Raw genomic sequence first — 26,954 nt, 5'->3', positions numbered from 1 at the left:
AGGAAACACCTTTTTTCTTAGCTTTTCAATTATTTTTTAACTTTGTGATGTATTAGATACATCATACCAAACACAATTACCAGCAAGATAAATTTAATTAATTCCATTAGGCTAATATCCCATTTTGTTTCTACTCCATCTGTTAAATAAAATACATTAAACATACCATGTAAAATTGCGGGTGATATTACAGAATCGCCATATTCTCTCGTGTACGTCAAAATTATAGATAATATAAATAATAAAGAAAGATAACTTAATATTCCTACAAGGTGAAACTCATAATCTTTATAAAAGATTGCTACGGGTAAATGCCATGAAGACCAAATTGAAGCTATAATAATAGCTGTTTGCATGAATGTATATTTTTTTCGTAAATAGAAATGAAAATTCCCTCGCCATATAATCTCTTCTAATAATGCAGATAAAGATCCAATTGTAAGACCAACGAGCAAGAGAAATCCTAATTCATTCCAATGATGAAATAAGAACTTTATATTATAAATATAAAAATAAAAATGGAGACATAGTCCTAGAAGGAGTGGCAATAATATAGAGAAAATTAGTGTTTTTATATTGGGACGTGAAAATCCAAATGTGTGAACTAATTTTTGTTTTTTAAATAATCTTTGATATAAAATAACAGCTAAAAGTGGAGCAACCATCGTAAACCCTAAATAGTTACGACTATTTTCTATGTTCAGTAAGAAGATATAAATAAGCGATGTGAGAAGATAAATACATAATGTTGAATGATAAATTAAGTTTCTATTAATATTTTTCACCTACCTAAGTATGTATAAGTGATTAATCAAATATCCGATATTTTAATTATATATGAAATGGAAATTACATATGTTGAACTTGTAGAAAAAGTTAGACCAACCCCGTAACTTTTCACAACAAAAAAGCGTTTAACAAAAGAAAGGATTTTCAATTACGAATGGGGGAGAACTATGAAGATATTAATTCTAGGTGGTACACGATTTTTAGGAAGAGCATTTGTAGAAGAAGCTTTAAAAAGAGGGCATGAAGTTACATTATTTAATCGCGGAACAAATAAAGAAATTTTTCCTAAAGTGGAGCAGTTAATTGGTGACAGAAATAATGATGTCTCAAGTTTAGAAAATCGAAAATGGGACGTTGTCATAGATACGTGTGGGTTTTCTCCGCACCATATTCGGAATGTTGGCGAAGTATTAAAAGATAATGTAAAGCATTATATATTCATCTCAAGCCTTTCCGTATATAAAGATTGGATTCCGCATCATATAAAAGAAGACTATATATTACAACTTGAACCAACGGAAAAGCAAATAAAGGCTGTAGAGAATGGTGAAGTTTCTCCTTATGAGTATTACGGTGCGCTGAAAGTATTATGTGAAAAAGAAGCAGAGAAATATTGGCATGGGCGTGTTTTACATGTAAGGGCAGGACTGCTTTCAGGAATGTTTGATTATACAGATCGGCTTCCATACTGGATTCAGCGTGTAGCAAAGGGCGGGAAAGTGTTAGTACCAGGACGAAAAGATCGTCCAGTGCAGATAGTTGATATAAAAGATGTCGCGAGCTTTGGACTCAACATGGTAGAAAATAATAAAGCAGGTACATTCAATATAACAGGTCCGAATGATGAATTGACGATGGAAGAACTATTAAATACGTGTAAAAAGGTTACGAATAGCGATGCTGAATTCGTTTGGGTAGATGAATTGTTTATGAATGAACATAAGGTGCAGCCTTGGACAGAGATGCCTTTATGGCTTCCTGAAACTTTTTCACTTGAAGGTGAAACGAAACCGTGGAAAGGTGGTTTTTCTATTAGTATTGAGAGTGCTGTTAAAGAAGGACTTACTTTTAGAAGGTTAGAACATACAGTTACAGATGTATATGAGTGGATGAAGAGTGTGGACGAATGGGAATTAAAAGCAGGTATTTCAATTGAAAGAGAAAAAGAGCTGCTAGATAAGTGGAATGAAACAAAGAGTGTGTAAATAAGAATTCTATGAAAACAGGACTCTGTCTATTGATTAAACAGAGTCCTAATATTTATCTACAACTCTATCGGTTCTTCCCCATATATATTTCCCATAACCTAGGAAACATCTTTTTCAAACCTTCTTCGTCATCTTCAGTGCAGTCAAACTCAATATCTATATCGTCGTATTTTTCATTAGATAAGACATGATAAAGTGTAAAGTAACTATATCCCTGTAATGATAAAAAATAAATATAATTATCAGAAAGTTCAAGATAAATTGAATGAAATAGAAAAATTTAGTAATCTTATTTGTACAGCACATACATAATAGCTTTATAGTGATTTTTAAATGAAGTATAGGGGGCAATCGGTGTGGATCTAACATTTAAAGTTGAAAAAACATGTTTTAATTACCGCGTCGGAGCAATTTGTAAACATGATAATAAAATACTAATTCTGCAAGGTGACGGTGAAGATTTTTGGTACGTACCGGGCGGTCGAGTGAAAATGCTAGAAAATAGTGAAGACGCATTAAAACGTGAGCTTGCAGAAGAACTAGCTGTTCCTATTAAAGGAATGAGATTAATATGGTTAGTAGAAAATTTCTTTACACTTTCTGAGCGGAAGTTTCATGAGATTAGTTTTTATTATGAAGTAGAGCTGCATGAATTACCCGCGAATGGAGCGAAACAATATATTTTGGAAGAAGAGGGTAGAACATATTTGTTTAAGTGGGTGTCGGTAGAAGATTTACATGCATATAACTTGCAACCAGCATTTATAAAAGAAAAAGTAAAGGATATAGTAGTTCACACAGAACATATCGTATTACAAAAGTAAATGTATTGGGAGGGGAAAACGATGAAAGGGACTAAAAAAGAGATACATATAAATGACAAAGTAATTCATTATACACATATCGAAAAAGGCTCTAGTAGGGTTTGCTTTATGTTTTCAGGTTCAGGATACAATTACGATAAACCATTATTTTATTATGCAACAATGTTAATGCTTGAACATAAAATAGATGTTGTACATATTCATTATTCTTATGACGAACAAGTAATGAATAAACCAATGGAAGAAATAACGAAAATAATGATGGATGATATTAATCCTTTAATAAAAGAAGTATTAAAAGGTGAGCAATACAATCATACAATGTTTTTAGGGAAGTCACTCGGAACAATTCCCATTGCAAATGATGTAATGAAGAGAGAAGAGTTTTTACAGTCGAAAATGATATTAATGACACCGTTACTGACGTTTGATACGATTTTTGATTCTGTCTTACATAGTAATCATAAAGGGCTTTTAGTAATTGGAGATAAAGATCACCAATACAATGCAGATCAAATTGATCAATTACATAAAACGAATTTACAGATTGAAGTTGTCAAAAATGCAAATCATTCTGTAAATGTTGGAGAACATGAAACCGAGAATTCAATTGAAGCGATAGCGAAAATAATAGGAAAACTTAAAGAAGTTGTTAGGACAAACTAACTTATCAATACATGCAAAAAGAGGTGCAATTTGCACCTCTTTTTTTACTTAATAAGCCTTCAACACATGAAGCAAATAATCATTACGATTCAGCGGATTATAATCAACACGTTTTCGAGTAGGGAAGGGAGCCTTCAGTTTTTTAAAACCATCTGGTTTTGTTGTAAAGATGCCTTCACCTTCTGTAAATGAATGGAGCATTCGCTTAAAATGCTCTGTTTTCGCAACAGGTAATGATCCAGTTAGCTGGTAAGAATCATTATTGAATATAGGCTCTGCAAAAGTTGCTGGAATAGCAGCAAGCTTATACATTGCGGTACTAATTGCATGCTCCGGTACAGTCAATTCAAACTCGTTTACTGGTTCATATACACATGTCTTAGCATGCTTTAAAGCATCCATTAATACGAGTGGTGTTAAGTTTCTAAAGTCACTCGCTGTAGTGACAGGACTAGCATAACCTGTATGTGTTAACGTGACGATAATGTCCGTAACTTCCCATCCGTACAAACCTTGTTTTAACGTTTGAAATACTGTATCTTCAATCGCTTTATGAAATGCTAAAGGTAATGAGCCGAGCTCAACACCTAAGTTATACGTTATGCCAGAATTCAGTTCACCAAGTTCCACTTTGAAGCCAATTGTTGCGTAAAACGGATTCGCTTTTTCACCCATTACTTCAACGCTACTACCTACATTAATTGGTTTCTCAATACATACAACCCGCGTATTTGAGAAAGTAACCTGCAAATTATATTTCTCAAAAAGTGTTGTTGCAATTACTTCTTTTTGTACTTCACCGAAAAGGCAAATATATAGTTCATTATGAATATGATCTTTCCATACTTTAATGAGCGGATCTTCTTCACATAGATCCATAAGTGCAGCGTATAGATCATGAATTCGTTCTTTTGGTAATGCTTCAATAGCAGCTTCCATTTGTGGTTCGGCAAAGTGAATGTCTTTTATATAATCAGTTCGTACACCGATAATATCACCAATTTTAATATCATTCAGTCCCCACACTTTACAAAATTCACTGCTAGGAACGGTAGTAGTTTGAACGGCATCTCCATTATGAAATAGGCACAGTTTTTTAATCTTTTCTTTATGTGGGAGAGACTCATTGCGCTGTATATCAATATATTTTCTAACATGTAAGTTACCAGAAAAAACTCTTACATAGGCAATCTTTTCCCCAGAAGGTTCACGTTCAATTTTAAACACAACACCGGATAATATTTCGTTTTCTGCCGACTTATTAGCTGGAAATAAGGTTGAAATATTTTCGAGCAGTTCAGTTACACCTATACCTGTCATGGCTGAACCGAAAAAGATTGGGTACACATTTGCTTGCTGTATTTGTTTTTCTAGTTCTTTTCTTAATAGTGCGTCCGGAATTATTTCGTTATTTACATATGATGCAAGTAATGATTCATTATATGGTGCTAACAGTTCCATACAATCGTCATATGATTTGTACTCAATGATTCGGGCTTCTTTCGTTCCTTCGTTTAGAGCAGAGTAGAAAGGGAATGCTTCATATGAAAGAATCTCTTTTATTTGTTTCACAACTTTTTCAGTATTTGCGCCACTACGGTCAATTTTATTTACGAATAATATGGTTGGTATGTTTAGTTTCTGTAATGTTCGTATTAAAATTTTTGTTTGTGCTTGCACACCTTCAACAGCAGAAATAACTAAAATCGCACCGTCTAAAACGCGGAATGATCGCTCCACTTCAGCGATAAAATCAGCGTGTCCAGGTGTGTCAATGACATTTACTTTTAAGTCATTGATACAGAAAGAAACGACAGATGCTTTAATCGTAATTCCGCGTTGTCTTTCTAATTCCATTGAGTCAGTTTGCGTACTTCCACTATCAACTCGGCCAATTTCTTTAATTACATTCGTTTCAAAAAGAATACGCTCAGTCAAACTCGTCTTGCCAGCGTCTACGTGCGCGACAATCCCTATATTTATTGTTGTCATATGTGAATATCCTCATTTCATTTTCCATTTTTATTTCCTCATTTCTATTTGTGTATTGCCGCATTACAATCACTCTCCAGTCATTTAAATTAGTACTATTATAGTGCAATTAACATTATTTGTAACGCGACAAAGCGCCTTAATTTGGAAAAATATAAATGAAAACAAAATGCTTGCATTCTAAATCGATATAGATTATATTAATTGACATATCAACTATTGATACATCAAACGATTTTAGTTTAGATGTAAAGGAGGGGTAATTTGACAAGTTCATGCTCAAAAGAAGCAATTATTTTATATAAATTACACTTTCTAAATAAAGAGGTAAGTTCGAAATTTGAAGGGTGTACGGGTATGAGTCAATCTAGACTAGAACTTATACTTCAGTTATATGAAGTAGGTGAAATTAGCCAAAAAGAACTTCAGCAAGAAGTGAATATTGATAATGCCGCGATTACGAGGCATTTAAAACAACTGGAAGCAAACGGAATGATTACAAGACGTAAAAATCCAGATGATAACAGAATTACGTTAGTTTCTCTTACAGAAGAGGGACGAAATAAAATTCAAGTGTATCAAGAGGAAAAAGAGCGTTTCGCTACTTCGGCATTTAAAGGATTAAGTGAAGAAGAACGCGACAATCTTTTAACGATGTTAGACCGCATTCAAGAAAATATAAAAGAACTTTAAAAAAGGGAGAATACAACTATGACTAACTCAGTAAAAACAAATGATTTTAACGAAATTTTAACAGGACGCCGTTCAATCCGTAAGTACGATCCTTCAGTGAAAATTAGCAAAGAAGAAATGATTGAAATTCTTACAGAAGCAACACTTGCACCATCTTCAGTAAACATGCAACCATGGAGATTCCTTGTTATTGAAAGTGACGCAGCAAAAGCAACGCTTGCACCACTTGCGAAATTTAATCAATCTCAAGTAGAAACGTCTTCAGCAATGATTGCTGTATTTGGTGATTTAAACAACTTTGATAACGCAGAAGAAATTTACGGTACAGCAGTAGAGCGCGGTTTAATGCCAGCAGAAGTAAAAGAAGATCAAATGAAGAAACTTTCAGGTTACTTCTCAATGGTTACACCAGAAGTAATGAAAGATACAGTACTAATTGACGGTGGTCTTGTAGCAATGCAATTTATGCTAGCAGCTCGTGCGCACGGTTATGACACTTGCCCAATTGGTGGATTTGAGAAAGATCAAATCGCAGAAGCTTTCGGACTAGATAAAGAACGTCACGTACCAGTAATGTTAATTTCAATCGGAAAAGCTGCTGACAGTGGTTACCAATCAGTACGTCTTCCAATTGAAAAAGTTGCTGAGTGGAAGTAATTTTATAAATACAGAAATAAGTGAGATATGAGAGGGGAAACACCATGATTATTATTCACGCAATATTTCAAGTAGATCCAGCGAAACAACAATCATTTTTAGAAGAAATTCAGCCACTACTTCAAGGTTCAAGAGGAGAAAGTGGAAATGTATCTTATGACTTATATAAAGATACAGAAAAAGAAAATGTGTATACGATGGTAGAAATATGGAAAGATGAAGCGGCAGTTGCGAGTCATAATACGAGTGAACACTTCACATCTTTCGTTAGTAAAGTAAAACAGTTTTTAACTGCTCCTCTAGATATAAAAGCTTATAATGGAGATTTAGTAAAATAATATAGTGAAAAAGATGACTTTAGCGTGTTGCTGGGTCATCTTTTTTTATTTTGATAGGAATATATTTACTTCTACTACGATGTGTTATAATTTGGAAATAAATAATTCTTAATTTTCAGAATAAATAAAGGTGGGAGATACATATATGAGTACATTAAAGAAAATTACGAACAATATTTCAAAGGTTATTATAGGAAAAGATGAAGCGATTGAACTTGCAGCTATAGCTCTTATAGCAAGAGGGCATATCTTATTAGAGGATGTACCTGGGACTGGGAAAACAACATTAGCGAAAAGTTTGGCTAAAAGTGTGGACGCTAAGTTCCAAAGAATTCAATTCACAGCGGATACTTTGCCTGGAGATGTTATTGGTCTCGAATATTTTGATGTGAAGGAATCAGAATTTAAAACGAGGTTAGGGCCTATTTTTGCAAATATAGTAGTAGTGGATGAAATTAATCGAGCTGTACCGAGAACACAATCTTCGTTATTGGAAGTGATGGAAGAACGTACTGTTACAATTGCGAAGCAGACACATTCATTACCAGAACCCTTTTTAGTAATTGCAACGCAAAATCCACTAGAATCAGCGGGGACATTTCCGTTACCTGATGCTCAGCTAGACCGTTTTTTACTTACTATACGTCAAGGTTATCCTACGAGAGAAGCAGAAAAGGAGATGATGAATCGTTTTCAAATGAATGATCCGTTAGAAACGTTACATTCAATTATTTCAACTGAAGAAATTATTACAGTGCAAAAACGTGTAAGAGAAGTTTTAGTTGGAAATGATGTGCAAGATTATCTTCTTGAAATCATTGAGGCAACGCGAAAGCATGAGCTAATTGAAATTGGTGTAAGCCCGCGGGGGACGTTGGCATTTATGAGAGCGATTCAAGCACGGGCAATATTAAATGAAAGAGATTATTGTACGCCAGATGATATTAAGACACTCGCTGCATCCGTTTGTGCTCACCGTTTAACGTTAACGATTGAAGGGGAGATGAAAACGACGAAAGAACAAATCATGAAAGAAATTCTTCATACGATTAATGTGCCAGTGGAGAATGTACGATGAATCAACAACTTGTGTATACACCTTTAGCGGAGCCTTTCGTAATAGGGGTTATGTCAGTTGTAGCCGTTATTTTATGTGTATTTTCAAGTAATCTACTCATATTATCTCTCGTATTTTTGTATGTAATTTTAATAGGTGCTATGTATGTATACATACGTAAAGTATCTCGTGTTGAATGGGAATACAGTCAGGGGAATTCAAATGTTTTTATAGGTGAAACGAATATGTGCAAAATTAACGTTTCAAACAAGTCGATATTTCCTATTCTTAATATCGTATTTCGATTTAAATGTGAAAATAAGCTAACTTGGAATCATGATGAAATAAACAAAAATCATAGTACAGGTTCAAATTATTATATGAATTTTAATTTAAAAGGAAGAGAGTCAGTTTCATTTGATTTGCAAGCTGTAGCGTTAAAAAGAGGAATTGCGAAATGGGAAGAAGTTGAAATTGTTATTACTGATCTCTTTGGATTCATAACGAACCATATAACATATAAACAAGTTGATACGCCCTCCTATTTAGTCTTACCAGCTGTGCCGAAAATACAAGTGCCTGAATTACAAGAATGGTCACGGGGATTTCGAAAAGCGATGTCTTCACCGCTATATGATGAAACGAAAGTAATGGGAGTGAAGTCTTATGAAAATGAAGATTTTCGTTCTATCCACTGGAGTGCAACAGCGAAAACAGGGACGATAACTGCGAAAAAGTATGAGCGAACGCAATCAGATAAATACGCGATTTATCTCAACTTGCAAAACAAAAGTGGTGTTTCTTTGCGAAATGATACAGAGGAACTAATCGAATTAACGGCAGGCATATGTAAACAGCTGCTCATGCAAAACTGTTCATTTGAAGTATGGATCAATAGTGTAAAAGATAACGGTTTGCTTCATATAAAAAATGGGGATAGCCGGAAACATTTGCAAAATGTATTAAAGGTACTCGCCTCAATATCGGATCAGGATACGCCTGTATCTTCTTCTTATTTTTACACAGCAGGCTTTCGTCGTAAGGAACTAGATGCAGTTCCATTAATTCTTGGTACTTCTCCAAGGAAATACAGCAGAACGAATAAATGGGTCGTAATTAAAGAATAAGAAGGGGTTTACGTCATGGCTAATAAAGAGCGACATATGAAAGTGAAAACTTGGAGTATTAGAGTTTTCATCATACTTTTCTTTACGGTTAGTGCGATAACGTTATCACAAGGTGTTGTGCATGTGCAAGAAATAGTGAAAGAACGTTTTTCTAGTAAGACTAAGATAATATCGGAAAGAAATTATGATTTTACTAGTATAAACGAACAGTTTGATGAGCCTGAAAGAATTATAGATGAAGAAACAGGAATTGTAGACACCAGAACGAAAATAGATAGGAAAATCCCGCTTTTCAAACAGGGGAATTCATGGAATGATGTGTTTTCTGTTCTTTCAAATGCATGGATTAGTGTCATTTTTTATGTAATTATTGCAGTGGTTATTCTATATGCTTTTTATAAATTAATGAGGAAAAAGGTAACGAAATCAGAAATAGAACAGGATAAACAATCGATAACAAAAGAAAATACGGATAGAACCGAAAAGAACAAGAAAGTGATGCATCAGTTTGAACAGCTGTTACCTAAAGATACGATAAGGAAGACGTTAGTTGAATGGGAAAGAACTTTACCATTTCACGAACAGAGAAGGTCCTATGAAACGATGCAACAATGGTTAAGCAGAATTTGTAGAACGAGGGATATTATTCCGATATATGAGTCTGTCCGATATGGAGAAAAGACGTATACGGAGTTAGATGTAGAGAAGACTGTACGATGGATAGAGCGAGACGGGAAAGCGTGACATTAATATAAGTAAATGAAATTAACTATAAATTAATTTCATTTACTTATATTTAATTACATGGTAATGTATACTTACTTTTTTATATCTCTACCAATGGAAAAGGTTGCCTTAGTAGAGTATTGCACGTTAAATTTATATGAGTTTATCTTCGCTTCATCAATATAGAATGAAAAAGAAATGAATCAATTACGGGTATCATGTGAAAAAATATAATTTATATTTAAATTTTTGTAAGGGTGTGAAAATAGAATGAAACCGGTATTGAAAAACATACTCCTTTCCTTTATTTTTTCTGCAGCAGGGATGTGTTGGTTTCTGTTTATGTTAGTTAGAGGAGGCGGAGACTGGTTATTGTCTTGGATAGGTGTATTAATGGCCTTTTTATCTTTATACACGTTAATAGATTTATATTGTAAGTATACATACGATAAAAAATTAAGTAAATTGTTTATCAAAGCAACAGTTACTACCTTTAGTTTTGCAGTATTGGGAATCACCTTTGGTATTGTACACGAACTATTACAGCCATGGAGTCTCAGTTTAATGGTTTGGTATTGGTTGTTAGTGTTACTTTTATTTGTAACGACCATAATATTATTAGTTTTTGTATTATTTGTTAATCGTAAAAATAATAATATTCCTGGGAGATATAGAATACTTATACTGCTTAATCTATTTCTTACATTAGCACCAGTGCTGTGGCCGTTACTTCTTACTATTATCGGAAATGGCATGAACGCTAGTGCAGGATGGTAAAAGTGAATGAACTAAAAAGTTGATATAGGGCTTTAAATATGTAAGAGAACGTGTTTTGATAAATTGAAAACACGTTCTTTTTTTATTTTCATACATTACTTTTTCTCATCTGGTCGTCTAATTTTGAAAGTAAGTATTTCGTAAGGAATGGATAAGAAAAAAGAGAGTTTTATCATATAGGATGAAAGTATAGCTTGAATCAATATGATATGAATAGAGGAGAGAGAACCTTATGAAAAAATGTAATTCAATTAAGTTAGCGAGTTTGGCAGTTTTATTGGCGGGTACTACTCTGTTCACACCAGGTTTTACTATGAAAGCGGAATCTACTCAAAATATTTCTAATTCGTCACAAGTGCATGATCAAAAGAATCAGAATGGCTGGAAACAAGTAATGCAGGAATCAGTACAGCTTGGAACACCAGGGGTATTAGCGAAAACGTCTAATAACGGAAAAACTAATAGTTATACTGCTGGCGTGGCGGATTTAAGTACAAAGAAACCAATAAAATCAGATTATCGCTTTCGGATTGGTAGTGTGACGAAAACTTTTACTGCTACGACTGTACTTCAATTAGTAGGAGAAAATCGTGTACAACTTGACGATCCAATTGAAAAGTGGCTACCGGGTCTCATCCAAGGAAACGGGTATGATGGCAATCAAATTACGATACGTCAACTTTTGAATCATACGAGTGGCATAGCTGAATATTTAAAGTCAAAAGACGCTGACATAATGAATTCGAAAAAAACGTATACAGCAGAAGAAATAGTAAAAATAGGACTTTCTCAACCATCTGATTTTTCGCCAGGTAAGGGATGGCTGTATTCAAACACAGGATACGTCATACTAGGAATGCTTATTGAAAAAATAACGGGTAATAGTTATGCAGAAGAAATTGAGAAGCGAATTATTGAGCCTTTGGATCTATCGAATACGTTTTTACCAGGAAATTCACCCGTAATCCCTGGAAAGAATCATGCTCGTGGGTATATGAAAATTGACGAAACAAGTGAGTTGAAAGACATGACGTATTATAATCCGAGTTTAGCAAACGCAGCTGGAGATATGATTTCTAATGCGGACGATTTAAATAAGTTCTTTTCATCATTACTCGGTGGTAAGTTATTGAAAGAACGTGAGCTGAAAGAAATGCTTACTACCGTTCCTATAGAAGGAAAAGGTCTTGGTGATGGATATGGCCTTGGGATATATGAGACTAAACTTCCAAACGGTGTTTCAGTCTGGGGTCACGGAGGGGCAATTCCTGGATTTACAACTTTTGTTGGCGGAGTAATGGGAGGCAAACATACATTAGCTGCCAATATTAACTCTTTAGGTGTGATGGATGTTTTTACACAGTTTAATAAAATGATGCAAATTGAATTTAAGAAATAGATGAATAGAATGCGAATAGGCTCCTACTTTAAAGGACAGTATTAGCATTCATAGTATGACATCAAGTGTAATTCAATCGCATAGTTAAGTATAAAAAAGGATGTCAGTTACACGATATCCTTTTTTGTTCTGAAAATTGTTATTTTTACAATCATTCCATATAATGAAAGGTATAGGGGTTATACAGGGGAGTTATGAATGGAGAATACTTTAGTTAGTTAATTGTTTTTATTTTAATAAATAAAAGTAAATTGATTTGGAGTGAAATTCATTGGGAGAAAATCAGTTTAGATGGAGTAACAAGCAATTAAGAGAACATGTTGAAGTAATAGACGGAACGAGAAGTCCGCACATTGTATTAAGGAATGCAACATATTTAAATTCCTATATGCGCGAATGGATGCAAACAAATATTTGGATCTATGATGACCGTATTATATATGTAGGAGAAAAACTGCCAGTGCAACTACATGATTGTGAAGTCATTGATTGTGATGGAAAGTATGTAGTTCCTAGTTACATAGAACCGCATGCACATCCGTATCAATTATATAACCCAGAGACGTTAGCAAATCATGCGATGCAATTTGGGACAACGACTTTTATTAATGATAATTTAACTTTGTTTTTCACATTACAACGTGAAGAAGCATTTCGTTTATTAGATGAATTTGAAAAGGTTCCAGCAAGTATGTATTGGTGGTGTCGTTTTGATGGACAAACCGAATTGCAAAACGGAGAATCTTTATTTAATCGTGAAGAAATACTAGAGTGGCTTAAGCATGAAGCAGTTCTTCAAGGCGGCGAGCTAACAGCGTGGCCAAAGTTATTACATGGCGATGATGAAATGTTACATTGGTTGCAGGAAACGAAACGATTACATAAAAAAGTGGAAGGGCATTTTCCAGGAGCATCTGAAACTACTTTAGCGAAGTTAAAACTGTTAGGTACAGATTGTGATCATGAGGCGATGACAGGGCAGGAAGCTTTTGCTCGTCTTATGCAAGGTTACACGGTTTCCTTAAGAAATTCTTCAATCCGCCCAGATTTAGAAGTGTTACTGAAAGAATTGTTGGAACTAGGAGTAAAACAGTTTGATAGATTCATTCTTACTACAGACGGTTCCCATCCGTCCTTTTATGAAAATGGAATGACGAATGTGATGATTGCTACCGCTATAAAGCAAGGTATTCCAGTAGTAGATGCATATCATATGGCAAGCTATAATATCGCTCGTTATTACAACATGGAGCATCTATATGGTTCAATTGCGATAGGTAGAATTGCTAATATTAATATTTTAGAAAGTAAAGAAAACCCGGTTCCAATAAGTGTAATTGCAAAGGGAAAATGGGTGAAGCGTGACGGAGTAAACAAGAATGAAGCATTACATATAGAGTGGAGTAAATTCACAGTAACCCCATTATCATTAGATTGGTCCATAGAAAAAGAGGATATGATTTTTTCTAATAAAACAGGTATACACTTATTAAATAACGTTATAACAAAACCATATGTAACTGAAATCGACTTAAACGGTGATGAACTTTCTATTGAGCATGATGAATGTTTCCTTATAATGATTGCTCGAGACGGCACCTGGCGAGTGAATACAGTTGTAAAAGGATTTGCAAATAAATTAGGAGGCCTTGCTAGCTCTTATTCTGGTACCGGTGACATCATTCTTATCGGGAAGAATAAAGAAGATATGCTTACAGCTTTTCATAGAGTAAAAGAACTTGGCGGGGGAATGGTAATAGCTGAAAAGAATGAAGTATTACACGAAATCGCATTACCATTGCTCGGGATTATGTCTAATTTAAAAATGAGTGAATTAATACAGGAAGAGAAACAGATGGTGAAATTATTGCAAGAGCGTGGCTACGCGTATGACGATCCTGCATTTACTATTTTGTTCTTTTCTGCTACGCACTTGCCATTTATACGGGTAACGCCAATAGGACTATTTGATGTGAAAAGTAGTAAGGTAATTGCTTCACCAGTGAATTTGATAAAGCAATATTAAAATGAAAATCCCTATAAAAGTCTAATTTATAGGGATTTTCATATTGTTAGCATAAGAATATTATAAGCCTCAAATAATATAGCATCTAAATCATTTGAGGTGATATGTAAATATGAAAAAAATATTGTATATTTTAAGTGTATTTATATTATGTGTATCTATTCAACAAGTTGTACATTCTCAAACAGATGCACCAGAGCTATCTTCTGATTGTCTTGAAAAAAGGAAAATTCGAGATGAGAAGTATGTGAAAAACATTATGAGGGACATTCAATCTACGTTTAATTTAAATATTGATGAACATAGTTTTTGGGAAGTAAGTAAAAGAAATCTGGAGGCTGCCCATTTGATGTATGGTGGAAAGGAAAATGATTCTTATTATAATTCGCTAACTAAAATTTATGATAGTGGTGGATTTAGCGAGCAGCCTAGCTTATTCGTGAGGGGACAAGAAGCATTTTTACTTTATAAGGAAGAAGATAATATCAATGTAATGAAACACTTAAACCTAGATGTTGAAAAAGGGGAATGGCTCGTTATAAAAACGAAAAAGAAGAAAGGGAAAAAAGTGAAATTCAAGCCGTTGCAATGTGAAAAAGATTATATGAAAAAGAGAAATGAGTAACATAATCTAAAATGAAATAACGGAAATTTTGAAGGGGGAAAATTTCGTTAAGAATTGTAAATGAGGCGGTAGAAATTACTAGTAATTTCGTCAAAAAAAACGTCATTTTAAAGATTAAAAATGACGTTTTTTTATATTCTCAAAGCTTTTGCATTGCACTCTCAATTTTATTCCCCAAATCAGCTGACACTTTATGAAAATACCCCAAAACGACCTTTCTAATATCATCGGATATAACTTTCAAATCACTAGCTAAGTTTTCAGCAAGATGTTCTTTTTCTGCCGGTTTTAACTTTGCATAAAATTCACTAGGCTGTGTAAAGTCATCCTGTTTCGTAATAGAAGTTCTTTCAAGCTTACCTTCAACGTATCTTCCGTCACCACTCGTTATTTGATTAGCAGGTGTCCAATTTTGCTGTTGGTTAATCGTTAATTTGCGGAATTCAGGTCCAATTCTTCTTCTTTGAGAATCACTATAAATGTTAGCTCGCCCTTGCAGCATTTTATCATCTGATAGTTCTGCACCGTCTAGTAAATTAGATGGGGAGAAGGCGACTTTTTCTACTTGCTCCATATAATTTTCAGGATTTTTATTTAATATCATTTTGCCTACTGGTATAAGAGGATACGACTTTTCATCCCATACTTTTGTATCATCTAAAGGGTCATAAGAAAGATGTTCTTCATCTTTCGGATCCATGAGCTGGACATATAAACCATATTCCACTGGTTTACCATTTGCAATTGCATCATATAAATCTTTCCCGCTATAATCAGGGTTTTCAGCAGCCAGTTTATTCGCTTCCTCACTAGTAATGTATTGTACACCTTCAAAGGGGTACCAATGATACTTTACATACTTTCGATTACCTTCTGCATTTCTCCATACATATGTATTAACACTATGTCCTGGGATGTGGCGCAGACTTTTGGCTGTACCAGCATCAGAGTATAAATGGACAACGAAATGAATGGATTCAGGTGCGCTAGCGACAAAGCTCCAAAATCTATTAGGATCTATTAAGTTATTTATAGGTGAAGGTAACAACGCTTGAATCGTTTCAGGGAAACGCATCGGATCACGAACAGAAAAGACAGGAATGTGATTACATAAAAGATCGAAAATGCCTTCTTCTGTATAAAACTTTGTAGAAAAACCGCGTACATTTCTAGAAGTGTCAGGTGTTCCTTTCGTACTAACAGCTAATGAAAATCGCACCATAACAGGAACTTTCTCATTAGAATTTTGTAGAAAGCTTAGTCTCGTATGTTCAGACATGGGATAGATCGTTTGAAAATAACCGAACGCACCAAATCCTTTTACATGAACAGGTCTTTCTAAAATTTTTTCGTGAATAAATTCTTGTAACGTCTCGTGAAGTACACTATCTTGCTCTAGAGCTGGTCCACGTGAACCAACTGTTTGAGAGTGTAGTAAAGCTTGTTCATTACGTTCTCCATTTTCATTAAAGTCATTCCCTAGTAAAGATTGCCCCTGTTTATCATAGTTTTCATCCATCGATATAGCCTCCAAATCTTTTTTATCCATTGTTACTATATATGATTTCATAGCCTTGATTATGTATGACACGCAAAGTCCAAAACGGTAACAGACCGCTAGATGAAAAAAATGCACATGTAGTGGACCTGTTGAAATAGAAGAAATTATGGAAAAATGGATATCGGGAAGAAAATTACTATTAAAATATTAATCTGAAAAATGAATTTATACATGACTTTATAGAGAATGAACATAAATAAACAGGGAAAATAACTAGGAGGAATTTAAAATGTCGGATTGGTTTCAATTAGATAAAGAATATATGATGTCTACGTATTGTCGTACGAAGATTGCGATAGAAAGAGGAGAAGGATGCAAGCTTTATGATGTGGATGGTAAAGAGTATGTAGACTTATTTTCTGGTGTCGGAGTGAACGTATTAGGGTATAATCATCCGAAAATCGTGCAAACGACAATGGAACAAGTTACGAAATCATTGCATCTTCCATTTCATTTTTTAAATCCAGTTGCGATTGAGTATGCAAAGAAATTAGTTGATTGCTCATTAAAAAATGGAAAAGTCTTTTTTACAAACTCTGGTACGGAAGCGACAGAAACGACGTTGAAATTAATTGATAAATATAGAGCTAATACGGGTGTAGAACGTGAAGGAATCGTAGTGCTGAAGAATAGTTTCCATGGGCGAACATTAGGAGCACTTCATTTTACGAGACAAGAAAGTGTATATCAAAATTTCCCTAAAACATCGATTCCAGTATATGAAGTAGAGCGTGAAAATATAGAGCAATTAGAAGAAACAATTGTTAAAGAAAATCCGATTGCGATTATGCTAGAGCCTGTATTAGGAAGCGGGGGGATATACCCTCTATCAAGTGAATATTTACATGGTGTTCAAAACTTATGTGATAAATATAATGTCATTCTTATCGTTGATGAAGTTCAAAGTGGTATGGGGAGAACGGGTAAACTATTTGCTTATCAAAATTTCAATATTACACCGGATATTATTCAAATTGGTAAGGGAGCAGGAGGCGGGATACCGCTTGGCGGAATTATTGTAGGTGAAAAGTTATGTGATGTATTTGCACCAGGAGATCACGGCACAACGTTTGCTCATTCTTCAATGGGAACGGCTTTAGGATTAACGGTTTTAAATACATTGATTGACGGTGGTTTAATGCAAGATGCATATGAAACGTCGCTATATTTAAATGATAAATTGCAAGAAATTCAGAAAGAAAATTCTTATTATATTCAGGAAGTACGCCATGCTGGTATGATGTTTGGAATTAGTTTGAATGATACGAATGAAAACGTAAAGAAATTACAGGTAAAGTTAATGGAGAAAGGGATGTTAGTTGATGTTACACAAGGGAACATCATCCGTTTACTTCCGCCATATATAATTACAAAAGAAGAAATCGATACATTTGTTAATGAGTTTATCTTTTGCATGCATAGTTTAGCAGCTACAAGTGTTTAAAAACTTTAATGAAAAATCACCTTATTTTTAATGCAAATAGGAAGAAAATAGTGGTAAAAAAATAATTTTACGTATTAAAATAAAAAGCTGAAAAAGGTACTCGTATAGCGCCTTCTTCAGCTTTTTATAATACTAAAATTACTTAACCTAAGGAGCATCTCATTGGACAAATAATTAATTATGTGAAACAATAATAACAGATAAGGAGACATTAATTTTCCTTAAGTGCTTCGAATTAATTTTATTCAATAAGAGAAGGTGTGCTTAAAGAAGTTAAATTAAATAAGGAGCTGTTTTATTGTATGCAACAAAATAATGATTTAAATTTTGAACCTCAAGACGTTAATATTGTCAATCCTAAACAAGCCAGGAAAGCAGTAGTTGCTACTGGTATAGGGAATGCAATGGAGTGGTTTGACTTCGGATTATACGCGTATTTAGCGGTTATCTTAAGTCAATTATTCTTCTCAGGTGTTGATAATAGTGGATTGCAACTTGTACTTACATTTGCTACTTTTGCAGTGGCCTTTCTCGTTCGACCAATCGGAGGTGTATTCTTTGGTAGAATAGGAGATAAGTACGGCCGAAAAATCGTATTAAGTACTACTATTATTTTAATGGCACTTTCTACATTATTCATCGCATTACTACCAACCTATGAACAAATTGGTGTATGGGCACCAATACTACTTTTAGTTGCCCGAATGATTCAAGGCTTCTCTACAGGCGGAGAATATTCAGGAGCAATGGTTTATATCGCAGAATCTTCTCCAGATAAAAAGCGTGGTATACTCGGTAGTGGTCTTGAAATTGGAACACTCTCAGGTTACATTGCTGCATCGGTAATTGTTACCATTTTGACGTTATTGTTAACAGATGAGCAAATGCTCAGCTGGGGCTGGCGTATTCCTTTCTTAATAGCTGCACCAATTGGTTTGGTCGGTTTATATTTACGCCGTCATTTAGATGAATCTCCCATCTTTGAAGAGATGGAAAAAGCACAAGAGGAATCTGAAGACAATGAACAATTTTCATTTATGGATATATTAAAATATCACAAAAAAGACTTCTTATTAAGCACAGTTATTGTTGCCTTCTTTAACATTACAAATTATATGATTCTTTCGTATATTCCTTCTTATCTAACTCAAGTACTTAAAGTCAAAGAAACAACTGGCTTATTAATTATTTCTATTACGATGGCACTTATGATTCCACTGGCCCTTTATTTCGGTAAATTAAGTGATAAAATTGGTAATAAACGTGTCGTGCAAATTGGTTTACTTGGTTTAACAGTATTTGCAATTCCAGCATTTTTACTAATAGGTAATGGACATATTGCAGCTATATTTGCAGGTATTTTCATTTTAGGATTCTTCCTAAGTGTATATGAAGGAACGCTACCGTCATTATTACCATCACTATTTTTCACCGATGTACGTTATCGAGCACTTTCGATCTCATTTAATATTTCTGTATCGATATTCGGTGGAACAACACCGCTCGTATGTTCATACTTAGTTCATGCAACCGGTAACCCACTTGCACCGGCATTTTATTTAGCAGGTGTAAGTATTATTGGATTAGTCGTATTTAGTGTATTATTCGTTACAACTTCAGGACGTGCGCTAAAAGGTTCATATCCTACAGTTGAAACGAAAAAGGAAGCACACCTAATCGCTAAAGAAGACCCTGAAGAAACACTTTGGTGGCATGAAGAGTCGTTAGAAATTGAAGCAGGGAAAAACGCTTCAATTTAAAAAGTAACGTTGAAGTATAAAAAGACTCCTATGAAAATAGGAGTCTTTTTTGTTATGTTATTTCTTTCTTTTCTTCAAACTCTTCTGATACAAGTAAAGTTTATGAATCTCTTCTTTAAATTCCTGAAGTAGCATCATATCCTCACCATTTGAATAACGCACTGTATTATAAGCATCTATAATAATATGACTCTCAATATTTACATCTTCTTCACTAATTATTCTATCTAGCCACGCTTCAACAGTTTCTCCTCGTTTTCTGTTTAAAGGAGGAGTTAATTTACTCTCCAGCTTAAAAATTTCTTTTCGAATTTCGTTATGTGGTGGTTTGTTTCGTTTAAAATGTTTTAAACTCATTCCTTCTTTATCAGTGATAATAGTAGATTCGAAGGCAGGCATATTTGGTAAACTTAAATATTTTCGTTTTTTTATTATTTTCCAAACGACGTAAATAGCAATGGTTGTACATACTATTATTGTAATGCTATTTATGAGAGTTGGATCAAAAGCACGCTGTCCAAAGTCATCCTTAATTTGAGGATCCTTTAAATTCCCTTTATTCGACCACAAATCGTCTGTTTCTTTTGATTCAGCTGCCGAAAATAACGGATTAATGGCGTATCCAAATCCTAAAGCAACTACTTGTACGGCATAAGAAAAAAGAAGCCGAATGTATGGGAAAATAGGAATGAGGAAAGCACTAATGATTCCAATCGTAATAAGAGAAGCGAAACGTAATAACTGCTGATTACGATTTGCCCCGGTTAACCAAAATGTAATCATTATGTGTATAACTAACAGTAACAGTTTCCATAAAGGTGGAAAGGGCGCATAAAATACAGCTGAAATACCAAACCAAACAATACCGCCTAATGATTTTTGAACTGGATATCCTGGTCCGACTACATGTACGATAAAGAAGAAAAGCGGTAACATAATTGTGCCAAATAAAGAGAAAGGTAGAAGGAAAGAACAACCGATTATTTGAGTAAGTAACAGTATGACAAAACCTGTTGTATTTTTCTTCATTAGTTTATGGATAAGAAATACTCCCATATAGCCTGTTGCTAAAAATATAGCAATACCGATGAGTTCATCTCTTTCCGTTAATAACGAAAGGAGGAGTAGCAGAATAAAGTCATTAACGTGATAAAGCCAAGTTTTCAAGCTTTTCCACCATCCCTTCGTTATTAATGAGAAACGTAGGCTGAGAGAGAAGAGGGAGTTCATTTCTCTGTAAACCAATGTATATCATTGTAGACGATCGTTCTCTTTTTCTCGTTACATAATGAAGAAATCCTTGTTTCGGAAGTAACGTACTATCATCTGAAATACGCGCTAATTCCTCTAAAGATATTCCGTAATGTGTTTGCCCTTCGTTTAATGGTAAGTGCAGAGGACCACCTTCAGCTAATACACTAATAAATAGTTCAAACGGTATTTGATGCTTCGTTGCATATTGACAAATGTATGTTGCAAATGAAATAAGGTCTTCTATATTATCTTTCCAACCAAATCCGCGATCAGCAGCTAATGAAAGACAAATCGTCCAACTGTAATTTTTTACAGGTTTATATTGCTTCGCCTGTAATGATTGCATTTTAGCAGATGCTTTCCAATGAATAGAACGGAAAGACTCACGTTCATATCGTTTAACTCCAATAATAGATGTTTCATCATTGTAAAAAGAAAAATTCGTTCGATAAGATCCGTTTAAAAGTTGCTGTAGTTCTTGTAGGCCTGCTACTTCTTTAGGAGAAGGGTACACAATAATTTCAGTCCTCAATTTATCAAAAATGGGCAAATGTACAGTTAAAAGATGAAAAGGATCTTTCAAGACACATTCGAACTGTTCAATTTGAAACACACCACGTTTCGTTGCGGTTAATGTTAAATCCCACTTTTGCGCCGAATGAGCAGGTTGTGAAAACGGGAAAGAGAATAGTGTTTTTGATATTTGTTCAATTCCTTGATCTTTTTGTGGTAGTAGTGACGGATTCAAATGAAAATAACAAACACCATTAACGAGCGGTATATTTGCGCCATTTTTTAAATGAATAAAAAACTGCCCAGATTCATTAGGAAAAAGCCGAGTAGTTTGTTTCTCATTTACGACTTCAAATGTTTTCTCTATGTAAGCGACATATTTATAAATGAAAATCGCAAATAAATAATAGAAGAAAAAGAGAAACATAACGATTCGTTGTGGCATGAAAAATGTAAATAGTATAGCGCCTGGGACAGTTAGTTGAATAATATGGAGTTGGAAAAATAAAGGTACAGTTACAACGCGTTGTCCATTCATGTTTGTTCAATCTCCACTGGTACGTCAACCTCTTTTAAAATCCTTTGCATAATTTCATTTTTTGTCGTACGTAATGCACCTTCCATTGATAAGACGATACGGTGATTCCAAACAGAAGGAACTAAAAATTGTATATCTTCTGGCGTGCAATATTCTCTGTCGCGTAAAAAGGCTAGTGCTTGAACTGCGCGTACTAAAGCTAATGTGGCACGCGGGCTTACACCATTAGCTATGTAATCATGATTTCTTGTAGCGTGAGCAAGTTTAATAATGTAATGTTCTAACGGTTCTGATACGAAAATTTCTTTTACTCGTTTCTGTGTTTCTAAAATGTCTTCTAAAGAAATAACAGATATGACACTTTCTAGAGGTACATCGCTACGAAAACGTCGCATCATTTGTAGTTCATCTTCTGGAGATGGATAACCAATTGAAATTGTCATTAAAAAACGATCAAGCTGTGCATCTGGTAGAGGAAACGTTCCTTGTGATTCAATTGGATTTTGCGTCGCAATAACAAAGAACGGTTTCGGAAGAGGAGTAGATTGCTTTTCAAGCGTTACTTGTCGTTCTTCCATCGATTCTAATAAACTAGACTGTGTTCTAGGCATAGCGCGGTTAATTTCATCCGCAAGCAAAATATTGGTCATAACTGGTCCAAGTCTTAATTCGAATTCACTCGTTTTCGGATTGAAATATTCAATACCTGTTACATCGCTCGGAAGTACATCCGGTGTAAATTGGACACGAGAAAAATTACCACCAATACTTTTAGAAAGTGTTTTCGCAAGTAACGTTTTCCCCGTACCAGGCACATCCTCAAGCAGTACATGTCCATCAGCAAGCAATGAAACGAGTAATAGATCAATAACATTTTCTTTACCAACAAAAACTGACCCTATGTTTTCTTTCAATTTATGTATCATATGTATCATTCCTTTCAAAATAAAAACGGATATTTCTATATTTTAACAAATTATTCAGAAAATTGATATGATTTTTCAATTCGAAGAAATAAATATCCGATTATTAAATTATAACCTTGCATATTTTGGAATATGAATATATAATATCGGTATACGATGTATCGCAAGTCGATATATCAGAAGACGATGTATCGGAGGTAGTTATAATGAATGTGAAAGCACAAAAATATATTCCATTAACCGAGGCAACGTATTACATACTATTGTCACTTGTAAAGCCAATGCATGGCTATGGAATTATGCAAATGGTAGAAGAGATGACAAATGGGGAAGTAAAGCTTGGTCCTGGTACTTTATACGGGAATACGACGAAGTTACTAAAAGAGAAGTTAATTATTGAGGTTGCTTCTACAGACAGGAAGAAGTGTTATGAGTTAACACCCATTGGTAGAGAAGTGTTAGAGCTAGAGTATAACAGGTTGCAGAGATCTGTAAGGAATGGAAATAGTATATTAGGGGAGTGATTGGAAGATGGAGACTAAAAGGGTATTTAAGTTTTTTACGGCATGGAATTTAGAAAAAGAAGAAGCTTTTTTACGAAAGATGCATCAGCAAGGTTGGGCATTACAAAAATACAATTTAATGTATCAGTTTAAGAAAACTGAGCCAAAAGATGTAATATATAAAGCTGATTTTAGATTGGTTTATAGAGATTCGAAAGAACAACAACAAGAGTACTTCGAAATATATGAAATGTCTGGTTGGAAACGCGTAACAAGTTTCACGAGATGGAATTATTTTTGTAAAGAAGTAGAAGAGGTAAATGAATTGCCTGATATTTACTCAGAAAAGGAGACGAGAGTACAAAAACTAAATGAGTTATTAGTATTCCTTGTTATTATTTCAGCAAGTATATTACCATCAATGTACAATCTATTTATAAGCCCGATGGAATCAAGAGTGCCAATATGGGCGAAAGCTATGACGGGTCTTACAGGTTGTATGTGGATATACTTCTTTATAAGACTGACTTGGAAAATTAAGAAATTAAAAAGTGAAATATTATAATAAAGAGTAGGATCAAAAAGAAGTTGATTTTGTAGGCAGGAGAAATCGGAATCAACTTCTTTTGTTTTTATATAATTGCATTTTTGTTCGCTCTTTTTTATATAATAAAACTCTATATGAAGGTAAATAATTAACAGTTGAAAAGTTATATACCTCGAAAATAATAAATGTAGAAAAAACGATTCATATTGAAAATCAAAAAATAAAAGAAGGCTAAATAGGTGTAATTTATAATAAGGAAGAAAAACGTTTTTTTATTAACATATTAAACAGAAAAACCCCCTACAAAAAATCGGTAGGGAGTAATAAAAATGTTTAAGAAAAAGATTGATTTTGCGCAGGTTTAATAAATTGTTCCGGGTTTTCAACAAGTCCGCATACAGCGCATTGGACTCTGTATGTTGGTCCTTGATAGGACATATGAAAAGCATTCATCGTTTCATTTGTGTATTCCTCTTCTACTTGACCAGTTTGTGGATTTAACTTGACTGGTTTTACTTGTTGCTCAAGAATATTAAAGCGAGTACGGTTCGTTTTACAGCTTGGACATAGCATTGGTTCCATATGTATACACCTCCATTTGTAGCATTTCTTAAACTCATTAATTTTATGCAAGAAAAAAACTTTCTCAATATAAATGGGTATTTAAAGTATTCAAAATTCAGAAAAAATAAAATATAATAAAAGTACGAACTGGTTATGTCCAAACCAAATCTCCTGTTTTATGCCAATAAGCTGGGGGCCGAGAAATCGGCCTCATTTTTTTGTGCTCGTTATTATAAGAAACAAGGTTTTTATGAGACATTTGTCGAAATTTTAGGGATGGATATAAAGGGGGATGTAAAATGAATTTAAAAATGAAGTACATCATTTTATATGTAGAAAAGTTTGAAGAATGTGTAAGGTTTTATAAAGATATTTTACAGTTACCTATAAAAGCAGAGCACGGTACATATATTGAATTTAATACTGGATCTACAATTTTAGCGATGAACACGAGGCAAGATGTGAAAGAATTAACAGGACTACCACTTACAGAAGGCGAGTTACAATCTTCTCATTTTGAATTGGGATTCGTTGTTGATCATGTACAAGAAACAATCGAACAATTTAGAGAGCAAGGAATTAAGATTTTAGTTGAACCAATTGTGAAACCGTGGGGACAAACAATTGCATACATTGCCGATCCAGATGGGAATTATATTGAAATTTGCAGTTCATTAGAATAGAAGGAGAAAAAGAGATGGAGTTTCCGAAATTAGAAACAGAACGTTTACAATTAAGAGAACTTACACTGTTAGATGCAGAAACGATGTTCCATTATTTTTCAAAAGAATCTGTTATACGTTATTTCGGAATGGATTCTTTCGAAAATATTGAGCAAGCGAAAACGACTATTCAAACGTTTAAAACTCGTTATGAAGAGGGAACTGTATTTCGCTGGGGAATTGAGAAAAAGGGTACGGGCCAATTAATCGGAACGTGCGGATTTCATTTAATCAACAAGCATCATAAGCGAGCTGAAATTGGTTATGAATTGGACGATACATATTGGGGACAAGGGTATGCAACGGAAGCGTTACAGGCGATGTTAGGTTACGGGTTTGAAACGTTGCAACTGATAAGAATTGCAGCTGTTGTATATGTAGAAAATAAAGCTTCTCAAAAATTATTAAGTAAAGCAGGGTTTCAAGAAGAAGGATTACTTCGAAAACATATGATTCAAAATGGAGTCGCTCATGATACAATTTTATACTCGTTATTAAAAGAAGAGTGGAAGAAGTAATGAATACAAACGAGCTTATAAATATTATGAAGAAGCATAAAGAAAATAGATTCATTTTAGGTATAGATGGTTTAAGTCGATCGGGAAAGACAACATTTGTAGCAAACTTAAAGGAAAATATGAAACAAGAAAGCATTCCGTTTCATATTTTTCATATTGATGATCATATAGTAGAGCGTAATAAACGATATCATACTGGTTATGAAGAATGGTATGAGTATTATTATTTGCAATGGGATATTGAGTCGCTTCGGCAGAAGTTTTTTCAGAAGTTACAAAATGAAACAAAACTGAAATTACCGTTCTATAATAATGAGATAGACTCATGCGAAATGAAAAACATACAGATCCCCATAGTAGGTGTAATTGTAATTGAAGGTGTTTTTCTACAGCGAAAAGAGTGGAGAGATTTCTTTCATTATATGGTGTATTTAGATTGTCCAAGAGAGACACGTTTTCTTCGGGAGAGTTTGGAAACGCAGAAGAACCTTTCAAAGTTTGAGAATAGGTATTGGAAAGCAGAGGATTATTACTTAGAAACGGAATTGCCGAAGGATTGCGCGGATTTAGTCATACAATGATTGGAACATAGAAGGTGAACTGAATGAATATTTTATGGGATTTTGATGGGACGTTATTTGATACGTATCCAGTTTATACAAAGATTCTTTCTCACGCAATTGATTATTACAAAATTTCTAAAAACCAATAAAGTGAAATTGATGTATTAGAGAGTCGCATTATGATAGAAGATATAAAACCATTTGAAAAAGTGGAAGAGGTTTTAAAGTTTGCCGATAAAAATGTAATTATGACTCATAAAGATAGAGCAGGGGTATTATCTATTTTAAAGCATTACGGCTGGGACAAATACTTCGTAGACATGGTAACAATTGACGATGGCTTTCCCCGAAAACCGAACTCTTTAGCTTATGATCATCTACATAAGAAACACAATATTGATTTAGCTATTGGGGATAGAGAATTAGATTTATTACCTGCAAAAGAATTAGGTATTTCAACATGTATGTTTCAAGGGAATTGTGATGTAGCGGATTATGCTTTATCGCATTACTCGGAATTTTTTAACGTAGTGATTGATAGAGAGGTTATTTTATAAATAATTCAAATAAAACCTTTACTTTTTACTTGAAAGTAGAGGTTATTTTCTATGCTTTATAAAAACGATAGAAAATTAAT

The 26,954-nt window shown here is 34.1% G+C and carries 27 protein-coding genes and 2 pseudogenes; 21 read left to right on the top strand and 8 right to left on the bottom strand.

Translation table 11 applies throughout. The annotated features are described in order from the left end of the window. Nucleotides 1–29 precede the first annotated feature (29 nt). Nucleotides 30–785, bottom strand: a complete 756-nt coding sequence (locus J0835_RS14575; protein ID WP_087981047.1) for a CPBP family intramembrane glutamic endopeptidase — start codon at nt 783–785, stop codon at nt 30–32. A 171-nt stretch (nt 786–956) separates the two neighbouring features. Here J0835_RS14575 and J0835_RS14570 point away from each other — a divergent pair, with 171 nt between their 5' ends. Beyond that, nucleotides 957–1,994 carry an SDR family oxidoreductase gene (locus J0835_RS14570; protein ID WP_087981046.1) on the top strand — a complete coding sequence of 346 codons (1,038 nt, stop codon included), beginning with the start codon at nt 957–959 and terminating at the stop codon, nt 1,992–1,994. Between the two features lie 59 nt (nt 1,995–2,053). Here J0835_RS14570 and J0835_RS29210 read toward each other — a convergent pair. After that, nucleotides 2,054–2,205 (bottom strand): annotated as a pseudogene (locus J0835_RS29210) (DUF4240 domain-containing protein); the annotation flags it as partial. Nucleotides 2,206–2,353: 148 nt separating this feature from the next. Between J0835_RS29210 and J0835_RS14565 the strand changes: the two are divergent. Both J0835_RS14565 and J0835_RS14560 read left to right on the top strand, forming a co-directional pair. Further along, entirely contained in the window at nt 2,354–2,821 is a 468-nt protein-coding gene (locus J0835_RS14565) for an NUDIX hydrolase (protein WP_087981045.1), read from the top strand. Nucleotides 2,822–2,842: 21 nt separating this feature from the next. Further along, nucleotides 2,843–3,487, top strand: coding sequence for an alpha/beta family hydrolase (locus tag J0835_RS14560; RefSeq protein ID WP_087981044.1), 645 nt, complete (start codon nt 2,843–2,845; stop codon nt 3,485–3,487). A gap of 48 nt (nt 3,488–3,535) precedes the next feature. On the opposite strand, the gene J0835_RS14555 is transcribed toward J0835_RS14560, so the two are convergent. Continuing rightward, complete coding sequence (locus J0835_RS14555) at nt 3,536–5,479, bottom strand: elongation factor G (protein ID WP_087981043.1); 1,944 nt, start codon at nt 5,477–5,479, stop codon at nt 3,536–3,538. 264 nt (nt 5,480–5,743) lie between these two features. Here J0835_RS14555 and J0835_RS14550 point away from each other — a divergent pair, with 264 nt between their 5' ends. The 10 genes from J0835_RS14550 to J0835_RS14505 all read left to right on the top strand — a co-directional run bounded on the left by J0835_RS14550 (nt 5,744) and on the right by J0835_RS14505 (nt 14,904). Next, a complete protein-coding gene (locus tag J0835_RS14550; protein ID WP_087981042.1) occupies nt 5,744–6,172 on the top strand; it encodes a MarR family winged helix-turn-helix transcriptional regulator in 429 nt (142 codons plus the stop codon). Nucleotides 6,173–6,190: 18 nt separating this feature from the next. Further along, on the top strand, nt 6,191–6,829 hold the full coding sequence (locus J0835_RS14545; RefSeq protein WP_087981041.1) for a nitroreductase family protein: 639 nt from the start codon (nt 6,191–6,193) through the stop codon (nt 6,827–6,829). Between the two features lie 44 nt (nt 6,830–6,873). Continuing rightward, nucleotides 6,874–7,167 carry a putative quinol monooxygenase gene (locus J0835_RS14540; protein ID WP_087981040.1) on the top strand — a complete coding sequence of 98 codons (294 nt, stop codon included), beginning with the start codon at nt 6,874–6,876 and terminating at the stop codon, nt 7,165–7,167. A 145-nt stretch (nt 7,168–7,312) separates the two neighbouring features. After that, nucleotides 7,313–8,245: an AAA family ATPase gene (locus J0835_RS14535; protein ID WP_087981039.1), complete on the top strand. Its 933-nt coding sequence runs from the start codon at nt 7,313–7,315 to the stop codon at nt 8,243–8,245. Beyond that, nucleotides 8,242–9,351, top strand: a complete 1,110-nt coding sequence (locus J0835_RS14530; protein ID WP_087981038.1) for a DUF58 domain-containing protein — start codon at nt 8,242–8,244, stop codon at nt 9,349–9,351. Before J0835_RS14535 ends, J0835_RS14530 begins: the two co-directional genes overlap by 4 nt. A 15-nt stretch (nt 9,352–9,366) precedes the next feature. Continuing rightward, on the top strand, nt 9,367–10,095 hold the full coding sequence (locus J0835_RS14525; protein ID WP_140386817.1) for a signal peptidase II: 729 nt from the start codon (nt 9,367–9,369) through the stop codon (nt 10,093–10,095). A 252-nt stretch (nt 10,096–10,347) separates the two neighbouring features. Continuing rightward, entirely contained in the window at nt 10,348–10,854 is a 507-nt protein-coding gene (locus J0835_RS14520) for a DUF3902 family protein (RefSeq protein ID WP_087981037.1), read from the top strand. A 232-nt stretch (nt 10,855–11,086) separates the two neighbouring features. Continuing rightward, the gene (locus J0835_RS14515) at nt 11,087–12,253 is read left to right on the top strand and encodes a serine hydrolase domain-containing protein (protein WP_087981036.1); all 1,167 of its coding nucleotides are present in this window, start codon (nt 11,087–11,089) and stop codon (nt 12,251–12,253) included. A gap of 271 nt (nt 12,254–12,524) precedes the next feature. Beyond that, entirely contained in the window at nt 12,525–14,279 is a 1,755-nt protein-coding gene (locus J0835_RS14510) for an adenine deaminase C-terminal domain-containing protein (RefSeq protein WP_087981035.1), read from the top strand. Between the two features lie 112 nt (nt 14,280–14,391). Further along, nucleotides 14,392–14,904: a hypothetical protein gene (locus J0835_RS14505; protein WP_087981034.1), complete on the top strand. Its 513-nt coding sequence runs from the start codon at nt 14,392–14,394 to the stop codon at nt 14,902–14,904. A gap of 139 nt (nt 14,905–15,043) precedes the next feature. Here the strand turns inward: J0835_RS14505 and J0835_RS14500 are convergent, their stop codons facing one another. Next, on the bottom strand, nt 15,044–16,423 hold the full coding sequence (locus J0835_RS14500) for a catalase (RefSeq protein ID WP_087981033.1): 1,380 nt from the start codon (nt 16,421–16,423) through the stop codon (nt 15,044–15,046). Between the two features lie 271 nt (nt 16,424–16,694). Here J0835_RS14500 and J0835_RS14495 point away from each other — a divergent pair, with 271 nt between their 5' ends. Then, nucleotides 16,695–17,909 carry an aspartate aminotransferase family protein gene (locus tag J0835_RS14495; RefSeq protein WP_087981032.1) on the top strand — a complete coding sequence of 405 codons (1,215 nt, stop codon included), beginning with the start codon at nt 16,695–16,697 and terminating at the stop codon, nt 17,907–17,909. Between the two features lie 302 nt (nt 17,910–18,211). Beyond that, the gene (locus J0835_RS14490) at nt 18,212–19,669 is read left to right on the top strand and encodes an MFS transporter (RefSeq protein ID WP_048560657.1); all 1,458 of its coding nucleotides are present in this window, start codon (nt 18,212–18,214) and stop codon (nt 19,667–19,669) included. A 57-nt stretch (nt 19,670–19,726) separates the two neighbouring features. Here the strand turns inward: J0835_RS14490 and J0835_RS14485 are convergent, their stop codons facing one another. From J0835_RS14485 to J0835_RS14475, 3 genes are read right to left on the bottom strand one after another with little or no spacing between them, the layout of a single operon-like run. Then, the gene (locus tag J0835_RS14485; RefSeq protein WP_087981031.1) at nt 19,727–20,836 is read right to left on the bottom strand and encodes a DUF4018 domain-containing protein; all 1,110 of its coding nucleotides are present in this window, start codon (nt 20,834–20,836) and stop codon (nt 19,727–19,729) included. Continuing rightward, entirely contained in the window at nt 20,811–21,974 is a 1,164-nt protein-coding gene (locus J0835_RS14480; RefSeq protein ID WP_087981030.1) for a DUF58 domain-containing protein, read from the bottom strand. The genes J0835_RS14485 and J0835_RS14480 overlap by 26 nt, the downstream gene beginning before the upstream one ends. Continuing rightward, a complete protein-coding gene (locus J0835_RS14475) occupies nt 21,971–22,900 on the bottom strand; it encodes an AAA family ATPase (protein WP_087981029.1) in 930 nt (309 codons plus the stop codon). The genes J0835_RS14480 and J0835_RS14475 overlap by 4 nt, the downstream gene beginning before the upstream one ends. Before the next feature lie 206 nt (nt 22,901–23,106). Between J0835_RS14475 and J0835_RS14470 the strand changes: the two genes are divergently transcribed. Together J0835_RS14470 and J0835_RS14465 are read left to right on the top strand one after the other, a co-directional pair. Then, nucleotides 23,107–23,424 (top strand): PadR family transcriptional regulator, encoded by a 318-nt coding sequence (locus J0835_RS14470; protein ID WP_087981028.1) that lies wholly within the window; start codon nt 23,107–23,109, stop codon nt 23,422–23,424. Nucleotides 23,425–23,431: 7 nt separating this feature from the next. Continuing rightward, complete coding sequence (locus J0835_RS14465) at nt 23,432–23,968, top strand: DUF2812 domain-containing protein (RefSeq protein WP_087981027.1); 537 nt, start codon at nt 23,432–23,434, stop codon at nt 23,966–23,968. A 315-nt stretch (nt 23,969–24,283) separates the two neighbouring features. Here J0835_RS14465 and J0835_RS14460 read toward each other — a convergent pair whose 3' ends face one another. Then, the gene (locus tag J0835_RS14460; protein WP_048547666.1) at nt 24,284–24,532 is read right to left on the bottom strand and encodes a hypothetical protein; all 249 of its coding nucleotides are present in this window, start codon (nt 24,530–24,532) and stop codon (nt 24,284–24,286) included. A 281-nt stretch (nt 24,533–24,813) separates the two neighbouring features. Between J0835_RS14460 and J0835_RS14455 the strand changes: the two genes are divergently transcribed. The 4 genes and pseudogenes from J0835_RS14455 to J0835_RS14440 all read left to right on the top strand — a co-directional run bounded on the left by J0835_RS14455 (nt 24,814) and on the right by J0835_RS14440 (nt 26,874). After that, the gene (locus J0835_RS14455) at nt 24,814–25,197 is read left to right on the top strand and encodes a VOC family protein (protein WP_076538476.1); all 384 of its coding nucleotides are present in this window, start codon (nt 24,814–24,816) and stop codon (nt 25,195–25,197) included. Nucleotides 25,198–25,211: 14 nt separating this feature from the next. Continuing rightward, complete coding sequence (locus J0835_RS14450) at nt 25,212–25,754, top strand: GNAT family N-acetyltransferase (RefSeq protein ID WP_087981026.1); 543 nt, start codon at nt 25,212–25,214, stop codon at nt 25,752–25,754. Next, entirely contained in the window at nt 25,754–26,335 is a 582-nt protein-coding gene (locus J0835_RS14445) for a kinase (protein ID WP_087981025.1), read from the top strand. Before J0835_RS14450 ends, J0835_RS14445 begins: the two co-directional genes overlap by 1 nt. Before the next feature lie 23 nt (nt 26,336–26,358). Further along, nucleotides 26,359–26,874, top strand: a pseudogene (locus tag J0835_RS14440) (HAD hydrolase-like protein). Nucleotides 26,875–26,954: the final 80 nt, after the last annotated feature.

This window comes from Bacillus cereus group sp. Sample62, from assembly GCF_036851315.1.
GTDB classification, from domain to species: domain Bacteria; phylum Bacillota; class Bacilli; order Bacillales; family Bacillaceae_G; genus Bacillus_A; species Bacillus_A wiedmannii.
This window is presented reverse-complemented; position numbering and strand designations above follow the sequence as displayed.